Source organism: Gabonia massiliensis (genome assembly GCF_001403595.1).
GTDB classification, from domain to species: Bacteria; Bacteroidota; Bacteroidia; order Bacteroidales; family Coprobacteraceae; genus Coprobacter; species Coprobacter secundus.
The window spans coordinates 72,127-89,897 of the sequence record NZ_LN877937.1 but is presented as its reverse complement, the minus strand read 5'-3'; the positions used below and the strand labels follow the sequence as shown (position 1 = coordinate 89,897).

15 protein-coding genes and 3 pseudogenes are annotated in these 17,771 nt (G+C 46.3%); 13 read left to right on the top strand and 5 right to left on the bottom strand.

The features are described from left to right. Positions 1-86: 86 nt before the first annotated feature. The 3 genes and pseudogenes from BN2628_RS01620 to BN2628_RS01610 form a co-directional block, all read right to left on the bottom strand. Complete coding sequence (locus BN2628_RS01620; RefSeq protein WP_074023917.1) at positions 87-998, bottom strand: site-specific integrase; 912 nt, start codon at positions 996-998, stop codon at positions 87-89. A gap of 216 nt (positions 999-1,214) precedes the next feature. After that, positions 1,215-2,054: pseudogene (locus BN2628_RS01615) on the bottom strand (IS3 family transposase); the annotation flags it as partial. Continuing rightward, positions 2,039-2,542, bottom strand: a complete 504-nt coding sequence (locus BN2628_RS01610) for a helix-turn-helix domain-containing protein (RefSeq protein WP_154668362.1) — start codon at positions 2,540-2,542, stop codon at positions 2,039-2,041. The pseudogene BN2628_RS01615 and the gene BN2628_RS01610, both read right to left, overlap by 16 nt. 478 nt (positions 2,543-3,020) lie before the next feature. Here BN2628_RS01610 and BN2628_RS01600 point away from each other — a divergent pair, with 478 nt between their 5' ends. The 11 genes and pseudogenes from BN2628_RS01600 to BN2628_RS01545 all read left to right on the top strand — a co-directional run bounded on the left by BN2628_RS01600 (position 3,021) and on the right by BN2628_RS01545 (position 12,668). Beyond that, positions 3,021-3,623, top strand: coding sequence for a bifunctional nuclease family protein (locus BN2628_RS01600; protein ID WP_044231098.1), 603 nt, complete (start codon positions 3,021-3,023; stop codon positions 3,621-3,623). Positions 3,624-3,676: 53 nt separating this feature from the next. Continuing rightward, a complete protein-coding gene (locus tag BN2628_RS01595) occupies positions 3,677-4,918 on the top strand; it encodes a nucleoside permease (RefSeq protein WP_044231100.1) in 1,242 nt (413 codons plus the stop codon). Between the two features lie 46 nt (positions 4,919-4,964). After that, a complete protein-coding gene (locus tag BN2628_RS01590; RefSeq protein WP_021929288.1) occupies positions 4,965-6,278 on the top strand; it encodes a NupC/NupG family nucleoside CNT transporter in 1,314 nt (437 codons plus the stop codon). Between the two features lie 108 nt (positions 6,279-6,386). Further along, complete coding sequence (locus BN2628_RS01585; RefSeq protein ID WP_055095722.1) at positions 6,387-7,088, top strand: 16S rRNA (uracil(1498)-N(3))-methyltransferase; 702 nt, start codon at positions 6,387-6,389, stop codon at positions 7,086-7,088. A gap of 14 nt (positions 7,089-7,102) precedes the next feature. Beyond that, complete coding sequence (kdsA, locus tag BN2628_RS01580; protein WP_021929286.1) at positions 7,103-7,921, top strand: 3-deoxy-8-phosphooctulonate synthase; 819 nt, start codon at positions 7,103-7,105, stop codon at positions 7,919-7,921. An 81-nt stretch (positions 7,922-8,002) separates the two neighbouring features. After that, positions 8,003-8,710, top strand: coding sequence for an Mpv17/PMP22 family protein (locus BN2628_RS01575; protein ID WP_021929285.1), 708 nt, complete (start codon positions 8,003-8,005; stop codon positions 8,708-8,710). A gap of 17 nt (positions 8,711-8,727) precedes the next feature. Continuing rightward, on the top strand, positions 8,728-9,891 hold the full coding sequence (locus tag BN2628_RS16625; protein ID WP_074023902.1) for an MFS transporter: 1,164 nt from the start codon (positions 8,728-8,730) through the stop codon (positions 9,889-9,891). A 165-nt stretch (positions 9,892-10,056) separates the two neighbouring features. Beyond that, positions 10,057-10,560 (top strand): helix-turn-helix domain-containing protein, encoded by a 504-nt coding sequence (locus BN2628_RS01555; RefSeq protein ID WP_154668361.1) that lies wholly within the window; start codon positions 10,057-10,059, stop codon positions 10,558-10,560. Further along, a pseudogene (locus BN2628_RS01550) lies at positions 10,545-11,384 on the top strand (IS3 family transposase); the annotation flags it as partial. The gene BN2628_RS01555 and the pseudogene BN2628_RS01550, both read left to right, overlap by 16 nt. Before the next feature lie 117 nt (positions 11,385-11,501). After that, positions 11,502-11,765, top strand: a pseudogene (rhuM, locus tag BN2628_RS17380) (RhuM family protein); the annotation flags it as partial. Between the two features lie 627 nt (positions 11,766-12,392). Then, on the top strand, positions 12,393-12,668 hold the full coding sequence (locus tag BN2628_RS01545; RefSeq protein ID WP_005859087.1) for a hypothetical protein: 276 nt from the start codon (positions 12,393-12,395) through the stop codon (positions 12,666-12,668). 101 nt (positions 12,669-12,769) lie between these two features. Here the strand turns inward: BN2628_RS01545 and BN2628_RS01540 are convergent, their stop codons facing one another. Further along, positions 12,770-13,282: a DUF6155 family protein gene (locus tag BN2628_RS01540; protein WP_005859085.1), complete on the bottom strand. Its 513-nt coding sequence runs from the start codon at positions 13,280-13,282 to the stop codon at positions 12,770-12,772. A gap of 91 nt (positions 13,283-13,373) precedes the next feature. Next, positions 13,374-14,201, bottom strand: coding sequence for a GIY-YIG nuclease family protein (locus BN2628_RS01535; RefSeq protein WP_008779797.1), 828 nt, complete (start codon positions 14,199-14,201; stop codon positions 13,374-13,376). Between the two features lie 193 nt (positions 14,202-14,394). Here BN2628_RS01535 and BN2628_RS01530 point away from each other — a divergent pair, with 193 nt between their 5' ends. Then, positions 14,395-14,598 carry a helix-turn-helix domain-containing protein gene (locus BN2628_RS01530; protein WP_005859081.1) on the top strand — a complete coding sequence of 68 codons (204 nt, stop codon included), beginning with the start codon at positions 14,395-14,397 and terminating at the stop codon, positions 14,596-14,598. 6 nt (positions 14,599-14,604) lie between these two features. Continuing rightward, complete coding sequence (locus BN2628_RS01525; protein WP_005859079.1) at positions 14,605-17,769, top strand: type I restriction endonuclease; 3,165 nt, start codon at positions 14,605-14,607, stop codon at positions 17,767-17,769. Positions 17,770-17,771: the final 2 nt, after the last annotated feature.

Sequence of the window (17,771 nt, the reverse complement as noted above, 5' to 3'; positions counted from 1 at the left end):
AGTTAGAAATATAAATTAAAAAATTGCATAAATAGATGAAAAATAATAACTTTGCGGCATATTTCTTAGTTAGAAATATACATATTTTATATACTTATAACACTCCTGTTAGCCTCATCCACGACCTGTTGGTTAAAAGAAGCCAGATATATCTGAGTAGTACTCTCCGAGTTATGCCCCATCCCCTCACTGATGACAGAAAGAGGAATCTGCTTGTTCCGCGCTATCGTAGCCCACGAATGGCGGCTCATATAAGAAGAAAGCACAGGAATATCCAAGAACTTCGACAAAGACTTAAGAGCCCGGTTAAAACTGCATATAGCCGTACGGTACTGCCGGTAAGCCCCCTCCCGGTCAGCAGCCGTCAATATCGAAAACACATACTCCGCACTCCCCGCATACCGGCGCATAATCTCCCGCATACAAGGCTCTATCCGCACCTCCAGCCTCTGGCCCGTCTTGTGACGCGTATAATAAATATACTCCCCCTCTATATCCCTCCACCTCAAATAAGCAATATCCACAAACGCCATACCCCGGCAATAAAAACTGAAAAGAAACAAATCACGGCAATAAGCCAGTTTGGGAAACAGCGTCAAGTCCGCATCCCTCACACGGGCAAGCACCCCCTCGGCAACAGCACGCTTGCGAGTCTTGGCCACACCCGTATACACATTGGCAAAAAGCCCCGCATCCGCGATAACCCCTTTCTTCGCCAATACATTGCACATCGCCCGCAGATTACGCATATAGAAAGAAGAACTGTTACGAGAAACCCTGCGACCCCACAGCCAACGCTCATACCTCTCCATCAACAAGCCATTTAGCAAGAAATCCGAACCCGTATCCCTCAAGAAGAGAAAAAAACTGGAACACGTATGCCGGTAATTGGCCGCCGTGCTATACCTGCCCTCCGCCTTCACCTCCCGAACAAGCTCAAGAAGTTTATCGCTGAATTTTTGTTTCGAAATGAGATTCTTTTTTCCTTTTCTTTCCATAACTTTCATTTTTTCAATTGTGAGACATTTTTCAAACCAAATCCCACAGGCATCCGCCCCGCTTTTGTCCGGACCGTCCCCCGCAGAATCCAATTACTACAACAAAATAGAGAAAAAAATGATTGTATGCAGAATACCAATTATCAAACAAAAAGCAGCATCCAAAATTCCCCTCTCGAGAGTGAAGTGCACCCCAAAAGTTGGACGGGTTATACATTATCCGGTAATGGAAAGGGTTCGGTATTGTACCGGGCTCTTTCCCTTTAACCGGGATTTTATTCTCCTATGGTTATAATAATCGATATATTCCTCCAAAGCTCTCGTGAAGGCTTCAGGGGATTTGAAGTTTTCGGCATAGAGCAGCTCGGACTTCATGATGGTGAAGAAGCTCTCGGCCATGGCGTTGTCCAGACAATTGCCCTTGCGTGACATGCTTTGGACCACGTTGCGCTCTTCGAGCCGTTGGCGGTAGCCGTAATGCTGGTATTGCCAGCCTTGGTCGGAGTGCAGGATTAGTCCTTCCAGGTCGTCATTCCGGGAAAAGGCTTTGTCCAACATATCGTAAATCTGTTCCATGTTGGGGGTTTCGGAGAGGTTATATGAGATGATTTCTCCATTGAACATGTCTATTATCGGCGAAAGGTACAGCTTGGCCGGACCGATGTTTATCTGCGTCACGTCCGTGGCCCATTTGCGGTTGGGGGCTTCGGCCCTGAAGTTCCTGGCGATGATGTTGGGGGCTGTCTTGCCGGCCTGGTGCCTGTATGAGCGGTAACGGACTTTGCGGATTCTGCTCTTGAGCTCCATTTCATCCATGAGCCGACGTACGGTCTTATGGTTGGTCGTGAAGCCTCTGTTGCGCATCTCGGCCGTCACCCGACGGTAACCGTACCGGCCCTTATGTTCATGGTAAATGGATTTGATAAGTTCCTTTTCGTGTGCATACTTGTCCTTGTCTTTCAGATGCTTAAGATGATAGTAGAACACTGAACGGGCCATCCTTTTTAACTTTAGCAATAAGTCAAGGGGGTATTCCGGCCTTAGTTCGTCGATGGCTTTTGCCCATTCTCTCGTGCCCGGGCTTTCTTTTCCTCGACTAAGGCCTTCACTTTTTTTAGCAGCGCATTCTCGGCTCTGAGCCGCAGGTTTTCTGCCTGGAGTTTCTCCAGTTCTGTCTGTGGTTCTTTTTTCTTGGGTCTTGCCATGGGGCTCGGCTGTTTTATCCGGTAAAGGGAACCTCCTGTGCGGGCCTTTCTCAGCCAGGATTTTATGGTACTGCGGTCTACATCGTAACGGAGGCTCAGTTCTTGCAAAGATATTCTTTTTTTTGTATGTTCCCATATTATTCTTTCTTTTTCTTGGGTGTTGAAGTGGTATTTTGGGGTACGTATTCGGAGGCCTTGGTCTCCGTACTTTTCGTATCTCAGCAGCCAGTCTCTGACCATATGGCGGTCGAGATGTAGGGCCTTGCACAGGCTCGAGAGGGGACGGCCTCTCTTGATTTGCCTGACTATGTCCCGCTTTTCTTCTAAGGTGTGTTTCATTATTGTACTGTTTTTATTGGGTTTTTTGTCCAACTTTTTGGGGGCACTTCAGAGGGGCCGGGGGTGTGTCACGTCTGCGCATAGCCTCCCAAACCAAAAACAAACACCCGAAACCAACAAACCGCACCTCAAAAAACAGCAGCAAAAACATCCCAACCGCGCCCCTCACCATAACACACCCCTTACTCCCCTCTCAAAAAACTCATTATCAAACAGAAAGCAGCATCCAAAACTCCCCTCTCGAGAGGGGTCGGGGGTGTGTCACGCCTGCGCACAGCCACCTCAAACCAAAAACATCCACCCGAAGCTGACAGATACCACCCCCAAGAGAACCAAGTATACCGGACATAAAACGCACACCAAAACAAAAAACCCCTTTTACGGGAAAATTTAGCCGGCCTCTGCCCCACAGCAACAAAATATTTTCTATATTTGTTTCTACAATGATGACTCTTTGTACGATACAAAACATAATTTAGTGGAAAACAGAATAAAACTCAAAGTCTTAGGCATTACCTACAGCCAGATACAAAACGGGGCATACGCCCTCGTGTTGGCCGAAGAAGAAGGGCCGCATCGCATCCCCATCATCATCGGTACCGCCGAGGCACAAGCCATTGCCATACGGCTCGAACACCTTGTTCCCCCCCGTCCCATGACACACGACCTTTTTGTCAGCTTCGCACACGCCTTTGGCATTCGCCTCGTCGAAGTTTTCATTTACAAATTTGAAGACGGAGTGTTCAGCTCCGAGCTCCTGTTCGATGACGGAGAAAGGCAGATTCGCGTAGACTCCCGCACGTCAGACGCCATTGCCATTGCCCTCCGCTCACAAGCCCCCGTCTATACCACACCCGAAATCGTGGAAGAAGCCGGTATCATTTTCGACGAAACACCCGAAGAAGCAAACAACGACGATACAGAAAGAGAAGACACCCCCAAAAAACGCACACTGAAAGATTTCACGATACAGGAATTACAAGAACAACTCGAAAAAGCAATCGATGATGAGGCCTACGAAATAGCAGCCCAGATTCAGCAAGAAATCAACCGGCGAAATGAAAACCCCGGTCGATGCTAAACTTCGGGAAACAACACAACCATAAAACTTGAAAACATAATTTATTAAGTGCTATGAATATAAAACTTCGTCTGACCATTATGAACTTTCTCCAGTTTTTCATCTGGGGTTCTTGGTTAATCTCCTTAGGAGGCTATATGGGAGCCAGCCTGCACTTCGAAGGCGGTCAAATAGGAAAAATATTCGCCACCATGGGCATAGCCTCCCTCTTCATGCCGGGACTGCTCGGCATCATCGCCGACCGCTGGATAAACGCAGAAAGGCTGCTCGGAGTCTGCCACCTGCTCGGTGCCGCCCTCCTCTGGTACGCCTCCACACTTACCACCTACCAGCCCATGTACTGGATTATGCTGCTCAATATGATGGTCTACATGCCCACCCTCGCCCTTACCAATGCCGTATCATACAACGCCCTGGAAAAGTTCCACCTCGACATAGTCAAAGACTTTCCACCCATACGGGTATGGGGTACCGTAGGATTTATCTGCGCCATGTGGGCCGTCGACCTCAGCGGCATAGCCCGCAGCCCCATGCAACTCTACGTAGGCGCAGCAGCAGCCCTGCTGTTGGGAATATACGCCTTTACCCTTCCCGCATGCCCACCCACAAAAAGCCAGAAAAAGACCCTGCTCTCAGCCTTCGGGCTCGATGCACTGGTACTTTTCAAACAAAAGAAAATGGCCATTTTCTTCCTGTTCTCCATGCTGTTAGGCGCAGCACTCCAAATCACCAATACCTTCGGAGGCTCCTTCCTCGACAGCTTCAAGTCCATACCACAATACGAACACTCCTTCGGAGTAGAGCACCCCAATATCCTGCTATCCATCTCGCAGATGTCCGAGACCCTCTTTATCCTCGCCATACCCTTCTTCCTCAAACGCTTCGGCATCAAGCAAGTCATGCTCATGAGCATGTTTGCCTGGGTACTCCGATTCGGGCTCTTCGGCATCGGCAATCCCGGAAACGGACTCATACTCCTCATCCTCTCGATGATTGTATACGGCATGGCATTTGACTTTTTCAACATATCAGGCTCCCTGTTTGTCGAGAAAGAAACCACCCCCTCCATCCGGGCAAGCGCCCAAGGGCTCTTCATGATTATGACCAACGGGCTGGGAGCCATCATCGGAGGCAATGCAAGCGGCTGGGTAGTAGACTACTTCACCACCGACCACGTCACCGACTGGCCCGCAGCATGGTTCGTATTCGCAGGTTACGCACTGGCCATAGGCATCATATTTGCCCTCGTATTCAAATACAAGCATAACCCTCGGGAATTCGAACAAGAAGCCTGACGAGATTCAAAAAAATTACAAACCCTTATTACCGACCGTTCGTAACATGACTATCCCGGCACAAGGCATCAGCCTGCTATCCATAGGAAGAGGCATATTAGGAATAATGGCACTCCTCCTCATCGCATACCTCCTGAGCACAGACCGGAAAAACATCCCCTGGCGCACCGTCGCCACGGGACTGGCCCTCCAGCTCATTCTCGCATTCGGCATCCTCTACGTCCCATTCATCCAGAACAGTTTCGAATGGGCAGGACGAGCGTTTGTAAAAATCATGGACTTCACACGAGCCGGCTCCGCCTTTCTCTTCGGCAGCCTGCTCGACAGCAAGCACATAGGATACATATTCGTTTTCCAAGTACTCCCCACCATTATCTTCTTCTCGGCCCTCACCAGCCTGCTATACTACCTGCACATCATACAAAAAATAGTACAACTCTTCGCCTGGTGCCTCAAAGGCATATTCCGCATCTCCGGAGCCGAAGGACTCACCGTGGCCGGAAACATCTTCCTCGGACAATGCGAAGCACCCCTGCTTGCCAAAGAATACCTCCCCCGGATGAACCGTTCCGAAATATTCCTCGTCATGACAGCCGGTATGGCAACCATCGCCGGAGCCGTCATGACCGCATACATAGGCATGCTGGGAGGCGACGACCCCCAAGCACGAGTCACATTCGCCCGCTACCTGCTCTCGGCCTCGGTCATGGCAGCCCCTGCAGCCATCGTATTTGCCAAAATCATCGTCCCCCAAAACGAGAAAACAGACAACACCATAAAAGTAAACACGATAGACAGCGGCGACAACCTGCTCGACGCCATATCCAAAGGCACCGTGCAAGGAGTAAAACTCGCGGTCACCGTCGCCGCACTACTGCTCACATTCATCGCCATGATCGCCCTCCTCAATTACCTTCTCGGAGGACTCATCGGCCGATACACCGGACTCAACCAATGGCTCTCCACACTATACGGGAGACCCATGCAATTCGACTTCCAGACACTTGTCGGGTGGATTTTCACCCCTCTGGCATGGCTCATGGGCGTCTGCAAAGAAGACATGGCCGCCGTCGGCAGCCTGCTGGGAACCAAGATGGTGCTCAACGAATTTGTCGCCTACGCCGACTTCAACACCCTGAAAAACGCAGGAGCCCTCATACAAGAAAAATCCATAATTATCACTACATTTGCACTGTGCGGATTTGCCAACATCAGCTCCATCGGAATGCAAATCGGAGGCATCGGCGTGTTGGCACCCGGCCAGAGAAAAATGCTGACCCGATACGGGCCCCTGGCGATGATAAGCGGCATGCTGGCATCCTGCATGTCGGCAACACTCATCGGCATGATAGTCGGATAACGCGCCGTCCCCCTCCCGACAACCGGAAGCAACAAGCCCCGTTTCGGGAAAAACACAAGACAAGACGGCCCGCACCCATAAAAAATACAAAAAATACAACAACAAATTATGCACATTTTCTACACACCCCATATCGGAACCACCCTCGAACTGCCCGAAGATGAATCGCGGCACTGCGTACGCGTGTTGCGCCTCGCCGAAGGCACCGAAATACGCCTGATGGACGGCAAAGGAACCTTCTACCGTGCCGCCATCACCCTGGCACACCCCAAGCACTGCACCGTCAGCATCATAGAGAAGATACCCTCCCCCAACCCGTGGAACTGCACCCTGCACATAGCCATAGCACCCACCAAAAACATCGACCGCATAGAATGGTTTGCCGAAAAATGCACCGAAATAGGCATCGACGCCATTACCCTGCTGCACTGCCGCTACTCGGAACGCAAAGAAGTCAAAAACGAACGCATCGAAAAAATCATCATATCAGCAGCCAAGCAATCCCTCAAAGCCACGTTGCCCGCACTGTCCGGAATCACCGATTTCAAAAAGTTCATCGCACAACCCTTTGACGGAGACAAATACATAGCCCATTGCTACGACCAGGACAATAAAACCCTGCTGAAAAACACCTGTAAGCCGGGCACAAACACACTGGTCCTCATCGGGCCCGAAGGAGACTTCAGCACCGAAGAAGTAGAAGCAGCCATCGCCGGAGGATTCATCCCCGTATCATTAGGAAACAGCAGGCTACGCACCGAAACCGCCGGAGTAGTCGCCTGCCACACATTACAACTGATAAACGAATAAAACAAATAAAAAACATGCTATTACAAACAGACAAACTCAAAGCCTCACAAACAAACAATTTCTTCCTGTTAGCCGGCCCTTGCGTCATCGAAGGCGAAGACATGGCACTCAACATAGCCGAGCACATCGTCAAGATAACCCGGCGGCTCGACATCCCCTACATATTCAAAGGCTCATACCGCAAGGCAAACCGCTCGCGTATCGACTCCTTCACCGGAATCGGTGACGAAAAAGCCCTCCGCATCCTGCGCCGCATAAGCGAAACATTCGGCATACCCGTTGTGACCGACATACACACCGCCGCCGAAGCGGCCATCGCTGCCGAATACGTAGACGTACTCCAAATACCGGCCTTCCTCTGCCGGCAGACCGACCTGCTCATAGCCGCCGCACAGACCGGAAAGACCGTAAACATAAAAAAAGGACAATTCCTCTCCCCCGAAGCCATGAAATTCGCCGCACAAAAAGTCATAGACGCCGGCAACGACAAAGTAGCCATTACCGAGCGAGGCACCACATTCGGGTACCACGACCTCATTGTCGACTACCGCGGCATCCCCGAAATGCAAACATTCGGATACCCCGTAATACTCGACGTCACACACTCCCTGCAACAACCCAACCAGACATCCGGAGTCACCGGAGGCATGCCCCAGCTCATCGAGACCATAGCCCGCGCAGGCATCGCCACAGGAGCCGACGGGCTGTTCATGGAGACACACCCCGAACCCTCAAAAGCCAAATCCGACGGAGCCAACATGCTGCGCCTCGACCTGCTCGAACCCCTGCTCGAAAGACTCGTAGCCATACGGCAGACCATCAACCGGTTTTGACGCACCCCTCCCTCAAGAGGGCGTGCCGCCACCTTCGGCGTTCACCAAAATAAAATAAGAATCAACAAACAACAACAACCCATGAAAACAAAAGACTGGATATGCCTGCTCATCATCATCGCCATTTTCGCTCCCTTCCTGCTGAGCGACACCGTCTATGACCATTATCAAGAAGCCAACCGCCAGCACCCCTACCTGCTCGCATTCGCCAAGTTTGCCCTCCTCGCCACCTTCGGGGAGATGATAGGACTCAGGATAAAAAACGGCAACTACACCGAAAAAGGCTTCGGCATACTCCCCCGCGCCGTAGTCTGGGGACTTCTCGGCACGTGGATTGCCATCGCCATGAAAACCTTCGCCTCAGGAGTGCCCGGGCTCATGACCAGCCTCGGGCTCGGAGACCTCATACACCCCGCACAAGAAGGACTCACCCCGGGCAACCTCCTGCGGGCATTCCTCATCAGCCTCATGATGAACACCACCTTCGGCCCCGTATTCATGACCCTGCACAAAATCACAGACACCCACATCCTCAACTGCGGGGGCAAGCCCAAAGCCCTCATCACCCCCATACCCTTCGGCAAAATACTCGGCTCGCTCAACTGGAAAGTACAATGGCAATTCGTATTCAAAAAGACGATACCCCTCTTCTGGATACCCGCACACACCATTACCTTCCTCCTGCCACCCCAGTCACAAGTACTCTTTGCAGCATCACTGAGCATCGTATTAGGAGTCATACTCTCCATCGCAGCCGTAGCCGGACGCAAAAAAGAAAACAAGAACTGACCCACATTACACACCGCATGAGAAACAAAGCAACCCTCACACTCGCCTCCATCTACTTCGCATACTTCATCATGGGGCTCGTCGACATCGTAGGCATATCAGCCAACTACGTCAAAGAAGACTTCCGGCTCAACGAGTCCATGACATCCTTCCTCCCCATGATGGCATTCATCAGCTTTGCCTTCCTGGCCATACCCTCCGGGCTGCTCATGAACCGTATCGGCAGGAAAAACAGCGTCCTGCTCAGCTTCATCATCACACTCGCCGCCATGCTCGTACCCCTCACCGGCTACACATTCACACACATGCTCATAGCATTCGCATTGGCAGGCATAGGCAACACCCTCATGCAAACCTCCGTAAATCCCCTGCTCGGCGATGTCGTAGACCCCCGACACCTCACCTCCTCACTCACATTAGGGCAATTCTTCAGGTCAGCATCATCGGCCCTCGGGCCCTCCCTTCTCGCCCTCGTCCTGCTCATCTCCGACAACTGGAAAAACATATTCATCCTCTACTGCACCATCACGCTGGCAGCCACCCTCTGGCTGTGGAAAATGCCCATACAAGAAAAAAGAGCCCCCGGACAAACCGGCAACAAGTCCCTGCTCCCCCTCCTCACCGACAAGTACATCCTGCTCCTCTTCACATCCCTCTTCCTCTTCGTCGGAATCGACGTAGCCATGAACGTCTACACACCCCGGTTCCTCATCACGCACAGCCACTTCAGCCTCAAAGAAGCCGGGCTCGGCCCCACCCTCTACTTCACCGCACGCATCATCGGCTCGTTGCTCGGAGCATGGATACTCGTACGCTATCCCGCCCGCAAACTACTGCAAATCATCCTCATCACAGGCACACTCACATTCCTCTCCATGATGCTCATGCCCCACAACACCCCCTGGGTACTCACCAGCATATTCATCACAGGACTCATGTGTGCCAACATCTTCTCCATACTCCTCTCACTGGCACTCCAGCACAAACCCCGGCAAGCCAACGAAATATCGGGACTGATGATTATGGCCGTCTCCGGAGGAGCCATAATACCCCTGCTTATCGGCTATATCAACGACCTCACACAATCCACACAAGGAATGTACACGATATTCGCCTGCTTCCTGCTGCTCACCATCGCCTCATTCCTGCTCGCCCCAATCCCCAAATCCACCCCCCGATAAAAGCACCACCAAAGACAAAAACATAGAAACTTCCCCTCCGGAGAGCAGAAGCCAAGACTACACCCCCCTCATTACCAAGCAAAAAGCAGCATCCCAACCTCCCCTCTCGAAAAGTGAAGTGCCCCCCAAAAGTTGGACAAAAAACCCTATAAAAACAGTACAATAATGAAACACACCTTAGAAGAAAAGCGGGACATAGTCAGGCAAATCAAGAGAGGCCGTCCCCTCTCGAGCCTGTGCAAGGCCCTACATCTCGACCGCCATATGGTCAGAGACTGGCTGCTGAGATACGAAAAGTACGGAGACCAAGGCCTCCGAATACGTACCCCAAAATACCACTTCAACACCCAAGAAAAAGAAAGAATAATATGGGAACATACAAAAAAAAGAATATCTTTGCAAGAACTGAGCCTCCGTTACGATGTAGACCGCAGTACCATAAAATCCTGGCTGAGAAAGGCCCGCACAGGAGGTTCCCTTTACCGGATAAAACAGCCGAGCCCCATGGCAAGACCCAAGAAAAAAGAACCACAGACAGAACTGGAGAAACTCCAGGCAGAAAACCTGCGGCTCAGAGCCGAGAATGCGCTGCTAAAAAAAGTGAAGGCCTTAGTCGAGGAAAAGAAAGCCCGGGCACGAGAGAATGGGCACGAGTCATCGACGAACTAAGGTCGGAATACCCCCTTGACTTGCTATTGGAGTCAAGACAGATGGCCCGTTCCGTATTCTATTACCACAAGAAAGCCCTGACCAAGAAAGAGAAATACACCTTGGAGAGAGACACGATAAAGACCATTTATCAAGAGCACAAGGGCCGGTACGGTTACCGTCGGGTGACGGCCGAGATGCGCAACAGAGGCTTCACGACCAACCATAAGACCGTACGTCGGCTCATGGATGAAATGGAGCTCAAGAGCAGAATCCGCAAAGTCCGTTACCGCTCATACAGGCACCAGGCCGGCAAGACAGCCCCCAACATCATCGCCAGGAACTTCAGGGCCGAAGCCCCCAACCGCAAATGGGCCACGGACGTGACGCAGATAAACATCGGTCCGGCCAAGCTGTACCTTTCGCCGATAATAGACATGTTCAATGGAGAAATCATCTCATATAACCTCTCCGAAACCCCCAACATGGAACAGATTTACGATATGTTGGACAAGGCCTTTTCCCGGAATGACGACCTGGAAGGACTAATCCTGCACTCCGACCAAGGCTGGCAATACCAGCATTACGGCTACCGCCAACGGCTCGAAGAGCGCAACGTGGTCCAAAGCATGTCACGCAAGGGCAATTGTCTGGACAACGCCATGGCCGAGAGCTTCTTCGCCATCATGAAGTCCGAGCTGCTCTATGCCGAAAACTTCGAATCCCCTGAAGCCTTCACGAGAGCTTTGGAGGAATATATAGACTATTATAACCATAGGAGAATAAAATCCCGGTTAAATGGGAAGAGCCCGGTACAATACCGGACTCTTTCCATTACCGGATAATGTATTACCTGTCCAACTTTTTGGGGGCACTTCAGAGGGGCTGGGGGTGTGTCACGTCCAAGCATAGCCACCTCAAATCAAAACAACCACCTAAAACCAACAGACACCTCCTCAAGCATCAGATATATTCACAGCAGTGGACATAACCTTTACCAGCAAGTGACGGATATATACCACTACAACGGACTATGACCCTCGTAGTGAAATGACCAAAACATTTTTTGCCACCATACAACACAAGTTACACTATGCCGTCCATGAGAATACCACTGCAGAAGTAATCCATCATCAGGTAAATAACGAAAAGCCTTTTGAGGAAATGACCAACTACACAAGCAACTATGTAACTATGGATGTGATGTGGAAATAGCCAAGAACTATTTCCCGATGCAGCATATTTACATCACTGATTATCAGTGACTGTTCATTTTAATCGGTACAACCTCTGTTTTGACAAATACACAGAATGTGGGGACAAATGCAAATCGGTGTATTTCATAGCTTTGCATATATGTGTTGTACCGCTTTCTTTTAGCCTTTTTTGCGAATGTCCGCTATCAGATACAAGGTGTTGAATGATAGGGCATTTCCGCAGGTATGTTACAGAACACTTGTTGAATACAAAGGTAGTGGTTTTCTTGGAATTTCTGTGGTTTGCGGTGTGTTTTTTATTTTCCAGAAGGTGTTGGATGATAGAATCGGTCATAAAACCTGAAAACTTTTGTAAGGTTTACGTTTGATTCGCTTGAAAAAGTGTAGAGCAATGTGCAATGGGTGATATACGTTGGGAAAAGTGTAATAAGGTTGAATTATTCGCATAAAAAATGTATGCGCGTATTACATACCTCTAAAAGATACAAACAAATTATACCCATACTGGTATATTGTTGATGTTTTGTCTTAATTTTGTATCCGAAAGGGTATAACATTAAAGGTATTATGCTATGGATATATTAAGTCTCACCAAAGTAACATCATTGTTCATCCTAACTTTAATAGAAAGAGACGATGGACAAAAGAAATAAATTGTGGAGACGCCAACAAATGGCTCGTGTGTTTAAGACTCGTATGATTCTGTATGCCGCTTATGGTCATTGCATCATTCGTGAGGATGGAAGCTATTATGAACATCCTCATTGGTTTGAGTTGGCAAAAGACAAATGGGCACAAGTTTACAAAACTACAGGAACTCCGTGTAGTTGCTGGATGTGCAGAGGATTTGAATATGACCGCAAAGAGTATAAGAAAGAAACTTTGCGTATTATTCGGGAATCAATGGAGTAGTTTAAAGGGACAGGATAGGAACTAAATCTGTGCCATTATGCGCACAGGTTCAGTTCCTTACTTTTTTGTGTAGGGCAAGGCTTTATCAAAGATTAAAAACACTACCGATATTCAGAATAAATATCTTGTAATGTATCATAAAATCCCCAACCACAATCCGATACGCTATCAATAAGCTTTTCAATCCGTTCGTAATAACAGGCTAACAATCCGTTGAGAAAGATAAAGCGCATAGCTTTGTCGAAATTTCCCTCCAGTGTTGTATAGAACTGTTCCCACATATCGCCAAATTCAAGTGTGTATTCGCATCCTTGTTCGATATAGAACAACATTAAATCGGCAACAGTGGTCGGCTCCGGTTTTAGCTTTTGAAAATCGGAAATGACTTTTCGACATTTGGCAAATGACGGCTTTTCGGAAAATCCACGAGTTGGGAAGAACTCGTTTCTGATAGCTTTCTTGCTCTTTTCTAATTCAGCGTTGCAATCTGGGGCAAGATAAAACTCCAGATAATCTTTTGCCTCTTTACGTGCATCGTATAGTTCAAGAACAATGTCGGTTATCTGTTCTTTTGTAAGTGACAACAAGTGTTTTTTTAGCTTTGCTTTTGACATAGATTGATTTTCAATTGATTGTGTATTTTACATTCCTGCTAATTTCCAAACAATCCTTTTTCTTCCATATATGCTTCCAATTGATATGTTATTAATCCAGCTGTTTTCTATAAACTGAATCCAATGTGTTTCCATCTTTGTCTTTCCATATCAACCAGCCATTATTACTGCTACCAATACAGAAATCTGCGGCAGTACTGGGACTTGAAAAAGTTTTATCTGATGTCAATACCAATATTCCGTTCTCAGTAGAAGTGTAATCTTGAAGCATTTTTTCTCGTTTTTCTTTCCAGTTGAAAGACGGAACCATTGTTTTGGCAACAGTACTTCCTTTTAGGACTGTAAAGCCATCGGAACTATAGAAGCCCTTTGCATTGCATCCTCTACCTTTGGTGTAGAATAGATGTTCTTCTTTGGGTTGTGATACATCAAAAATATTGCAACCGATAAATGATGCCAGAAACTTCACATCTTCGAAAAATTCATCCATTGAGTCCTGTTGATGCTCTGGTAGATTCGGTGCTTTAGGGATTTGTTTATTATCGCTTAAAACAAAAGCGTTTGCTTTCTTGGCTTCGGCTATCGCTTTATGTTCTAGGTATTGCACATCAACTTTAGTCATATCGGCATCTTTCGATACGAATATGAGTGCTTTTTGCCAAAACGCTTTTTTGCTGTCGTGGTCTTTTACACGTTCTTTGAAATTTTCCGTTTCACCTATATATGCCTGCGGTTTTGTTGATTCATCTTCCCCCAGTAATATATAGAATGCAGGTTTTTGTAATTTCTCTTGTGTATTCAAATAGGAGAGATTAGAACGTGGTACGACAAACATTTGGCAAATTTTGTTGCTAATGAATGCATATTGAGTTCCTTTAGGATCTCCGTCGATTAAATATGTTGTTACAGTCTTTCCCATTGTTATTCAACTTCAGTGATTTTGAGGATAGTTGTACTTACTGTTATATTCGTAATCGAAGATTTTGCATAAATATGTCTAATTTCAACTGTTTTGAGGTATAACTTATTTAAGTATAGCCTTTTCTTAATGCAAATATACACCATTATCGAATATAATTCGCTATATTTGCACTATAAAATCGCATTAAACAATGAAGCTAAATAAAATAAAGACTGTTTTGTCGGATAAAGGCATCTCCCAGACATGGTTAGCCAAGCAACTTGATAAAAGTTTTAGCATGGTCAATGCTTATGCGTGCAATAGAATTCAGCCGAATTTGGAAACACTTCAGCGGATTGCTGAGATTTTACAGGTGGATTTAAAGGATTTGATAACAGATAAAGAGGAAAGGTAAAATGCAATGAAAAACTTTACGGAGAATACAAGAGTACAAGTCCCGGCTGCATTGCATCTTTGCAAGCTCGGTTATACATATTTGGATGATTTAACATCATACAATCCCCAAACGAATATTTTGACGGATATTTTTATCCGTTCAGTAAAACGTCTGAATCCTGCTTTGACGGACTTGGAATGCAGCCAGTTACTGGATAAAATTGTCGGAATCTTGAATAATGATGATTTGGGCAAGGAATTCTATACTATGCTTTCTTCCAACAGTGGTGTGAAGTTGATAGATTTCGCTGATGCGAATAATAATGAATGGCACGTTACGACAGAGTTTACATGCGAAAATGTCGAATCCGGTGATAGCTTCCGTCCGGATATTACGTGCTTTATAAACGGCTTGCCTTTAGCTTTTATCGAAGTCAAGAAGCCTAATAATCACGATGGAATTTTAGCAGAGCGGGATAGGATTAATAAACGGATGCGGAGCAAGAGTTTTCGTCGCTTTATCAATCTTACCCAATTGATGATTTTTTCCAATAATCAGGAATACGATAATGAAAACAGAGTTCCGATACAAGGTGCATTTTATTGTTGTGCAGCAAAAGAGAGAGCTTTCTTTAATGTGTTTAGAGAGGCTGATGCTACTTTCGTGTCGAAATATCCATATTTAGCGTTGACGGAAGATTCAGAAAAACAGGTTCTCAAACATAGGAACTGTATCGTTATTAAAAACTTGCCCGATTATGAAACCAATAAGAAGGTAGATACTCCAACGAATCGTGTTTTGACATCAATGCTTTGCCGGGAGAGGTTTTTGTTTCTGTTAAGATATGGCTTTGCGTATGTTAATCGAACTATAGAGCTGGAAGATGGCAGTAAAATCACAACTCTTGAAAAACATGTGATGCGCTATCAGCAATTGTTTGCATCATTGGCTATTCGCAAAAAACTATCTAAAGGTGTCAAGAGTGGAATAATATGGCATACACAAGGCAGTGGCAAGACAGCATTGGCGTATTATTCAGTTCGTAGTTTGACCGATTATTATGCAAAACGCGAGACGGCTGTTAAATTCTACTTTATAGTGGACCGTATTGCGCTGATGGAGCAGGCGAGTGATGAGTTTGTTGCACGTGGCTTAGTCGTAAGGAATGTCAATAGTCGGGATGATTTAATGAAAGATATCCGCGATACCACCCCTGTAGTGAACAGTGAGGGTAAAGCGGAAATAATGGTTGTAAACATACAGAAATTTAAGGAGGATTCCACTAAAATACAGATAGAGTCAGGCTATAATACTAATCTTCAGCGTGTATTCTTTATAGACGAAGCACACAGAGGATATAGTCCACAGGGTAGTTTTCTTGCAAATCTTCTGGAAGCTGATAAGGATGCTGTAAAAATCGCATTGACAGGAACTCCTTTGTTGCGAGAAGAAAAAGAATCTTGGCGTGTCTTTGGTGATTACATTGACACCTACTATTATGATAAGTCGATAGCGGATGGTTATACGCTAAAACTGATGCGTGAACCGATAGAAACCATTTATAAAGAGCGTATTGAGAGCATTCTTGATAAATTGGCTGGAAACGTAGAGGTCAAGAAAAGTGATATAGACAAAAATAAAATAATTGAGCATGAAAGTTACCTGAATGCTTTGCTTGATTATATCATTTCTGATTTGCGAAGATTCAGAAAAGAACAAGCTGATGATTCTATCGGGGCAATGATCGTGTGCAAAACAAATCCACAGGCTCGTGAAATGTTTCGTTTATGGCAGCAGCGTTTTAGATTTGCGCAGCGCATTGAAGATAAATGGGAAGAACAGTTGGGAATGGTAGCAGAGCCAATGGTTGCGTATGGTCATGCCAAACCATTACGTGCCTCTCTGATATTGCATGATGAAGGAGACAAATTAGAAAGAAAGGCATATATTGAAGAATATAAGAAGCAGCAGACAGTAGATGTACTGATTGTCAATCAAATGTTGCTTACCGGATTTGATGCTCCCAGGTTGAAGAAACTATATTTGGGACGTAGTCTTGACGGTCATGATTTGTTACAGGCTCTTACGCGTGTAAATCGTCCGTATAAAGATTTTAAATATGGCTATGTGGTTGACTTTGTAGATATAAAGGAAAACTTTGATTCTACAAATGACCGCTATCTGAGAGAATTAAACCGTACAGCGGATATTAAGGAGATCCAACAGGACGAGCCTGTTGGTAATGCTATTATCGAAGATAAGGAAGAGATAATAGCGAAAATGAAAGAAATCAAGAGTATTCTCTTTAATTTCACTTGCGATAATCCGGAAGAGTTCAGACAGGAAATTGATGAAATTGAGGATAAAGACAGGCTCTATGAACTACGGTCAGTATTGAATGATGCTAAAGCTATTTTGAATCAAGTCAGAGCCTTTGGTGATGATGAATTGAAAGAAAAAATAGAGTCTTTGGCTTTTGGTGGTATTCCTACTTTGGTTACAGAGGTTACGCATCGCATAGAGAGGATGAATCTGTTTGAAAGTACAGAGCATAAAGCAGATGTTGCCGGAATAATCAATGTCGCTCTGTCAGAATTGGAATTTGAGTTCAAAAAGGGAATATCTGAGGAACTGAGAATTGTTGTCAATGATATTCGTGAGCGTTGCGAAAAGGTACAAACTGAATTTGATGCCAATTTTGATAGGAATGAAGAAAAATATGTCATCCTTGCAGATGAGTTCCGAGCATATTTCCGTAAAAAAGGTTTTGTTCCGCAAAATACTCAAGATGCAAAAGACAGCATTGATTACATGGATAATGTAATGAAAAAGATTCGGGAAATAAACAGACGGAATAATATCTTGAAGAAAAAATATAAGGGTGATGAGCGTTTTGTTCGTATTCACAAGCGGATTGAGGAGGAAAATCAAAAACGTGAACAGCCTATTATATCTGCACACGAATATGAAATAGCCGAGAATCTGTCACAGATGAAGTCTCAAATAGACAATATGTTATTCTTGAATATCAATGTTTTGGATAATGAAGATGCCTTTAAGCGTGATGTATTGGCTATTATTGGTCGTAAATTAATAGACCTTGGAATTAAGGCAAATTTGACAGACCGTAAATATATCAACAATCTTATCACAACAGAATATTTCCAACAACGTAATTTTGCATATTGATT

Bases quoted from the DNA above. Each gene is read 5' to 3' on its own strand.
- BN2628_RS01620 (WP_074023917.1), bottom strand. From the start codon at position 998: ATGGAAAGAAAAGGAAAAAAGAATCTCATTTCGAAACAAAAATTCAGC.
- BN2628_RS01610 (WP_154668362.1), bottom strand. From the start codon at position 2,542: ATGAAACACACCTTAGAAGAAAAGCGGGACATAGTCAGGCAAATCAAG.
- BN2628_RS01595 (WP_044231100.1), top strand. From the start codon at position 3,677: ATGAATATAAAACTTCGTCTGACCATTATGAACTTTCTCCAGTTTTTC.
- BN2628_RS01590 (WP_021929288.1), top strand. From the start codon at position 4,965: ATGACTATCCCGGCACAAGGCATCAGCCTGCTATCCATAGGAAGAGGC.
- BN2628_RS01585 (WP_055095722.1), top strand. From the start codon at position 6,387: ATGCACATTTTCTACACACCCCATATCGGAACCACCCTCGAACTGCCC.
- kdsA (WP_021929286.1), top strand. From the start codon at position 7,103: ATGCTATTACAAACAGACAAACTCAAAGCCTCACAAACAAACAATTTC.
- BN2628_RS01575 (WP_021929285.1), top strand. From the start codon at position 8,003: ATGAAAACAAAAGACTGGATATGCCTGCTCATCATCATCGCCATTTTC.
- BN2628_RS16625 (WP_074023902.1), top strand. From the start codon at position 8,728: ATGAGAAACAAAGCAACCCTCACACTCGCCTCCATCTACTTCGCATAC.
- BN2628_RS01555 (WP_154668361.1), top strand. From the start codon at position 10,057: ATGAAACACACCTTAGAAGAAAAGCGGGACATAGTCAGGCAAATCAAG.
- BN2628_RS01545 (WP_005859087.1), top strand. From the start codon at position 12,393: ATGGACAAAAGAAATAAATTGTGGAGACGCCAACAAATGGCTCGTGTG.
- BN2628_RS01540 (WP_005859085.1), bottom strand. From the start codon at position 13,282: ATGTCAAAAGCAAAGCTAAAAAAACACTTGTTGTCACTTACAAAAGAA.
- BN2628_RS01535 (WP_008779797.1), bottom strand. From the start codon at position 14,201: ATGGGAAAGACTGTAACAACATATTTAATCGACGGAGATCCTAAAGGA.
- BN2628_RS01530 (WP_005859081.1), top strand. From the start codon at position 14,395: ATGAAGCTAAATAAAATAAAGACTGTTTTGTCGGATAAAGGCATCTCC.
- BN2628_RS01525 (WP_005859079.1), top strand. From the start codon at position 14,605: ATGAAAAACTTTACGGAGAATACAAGAGTACAAGTCCCGGCTGCATTG.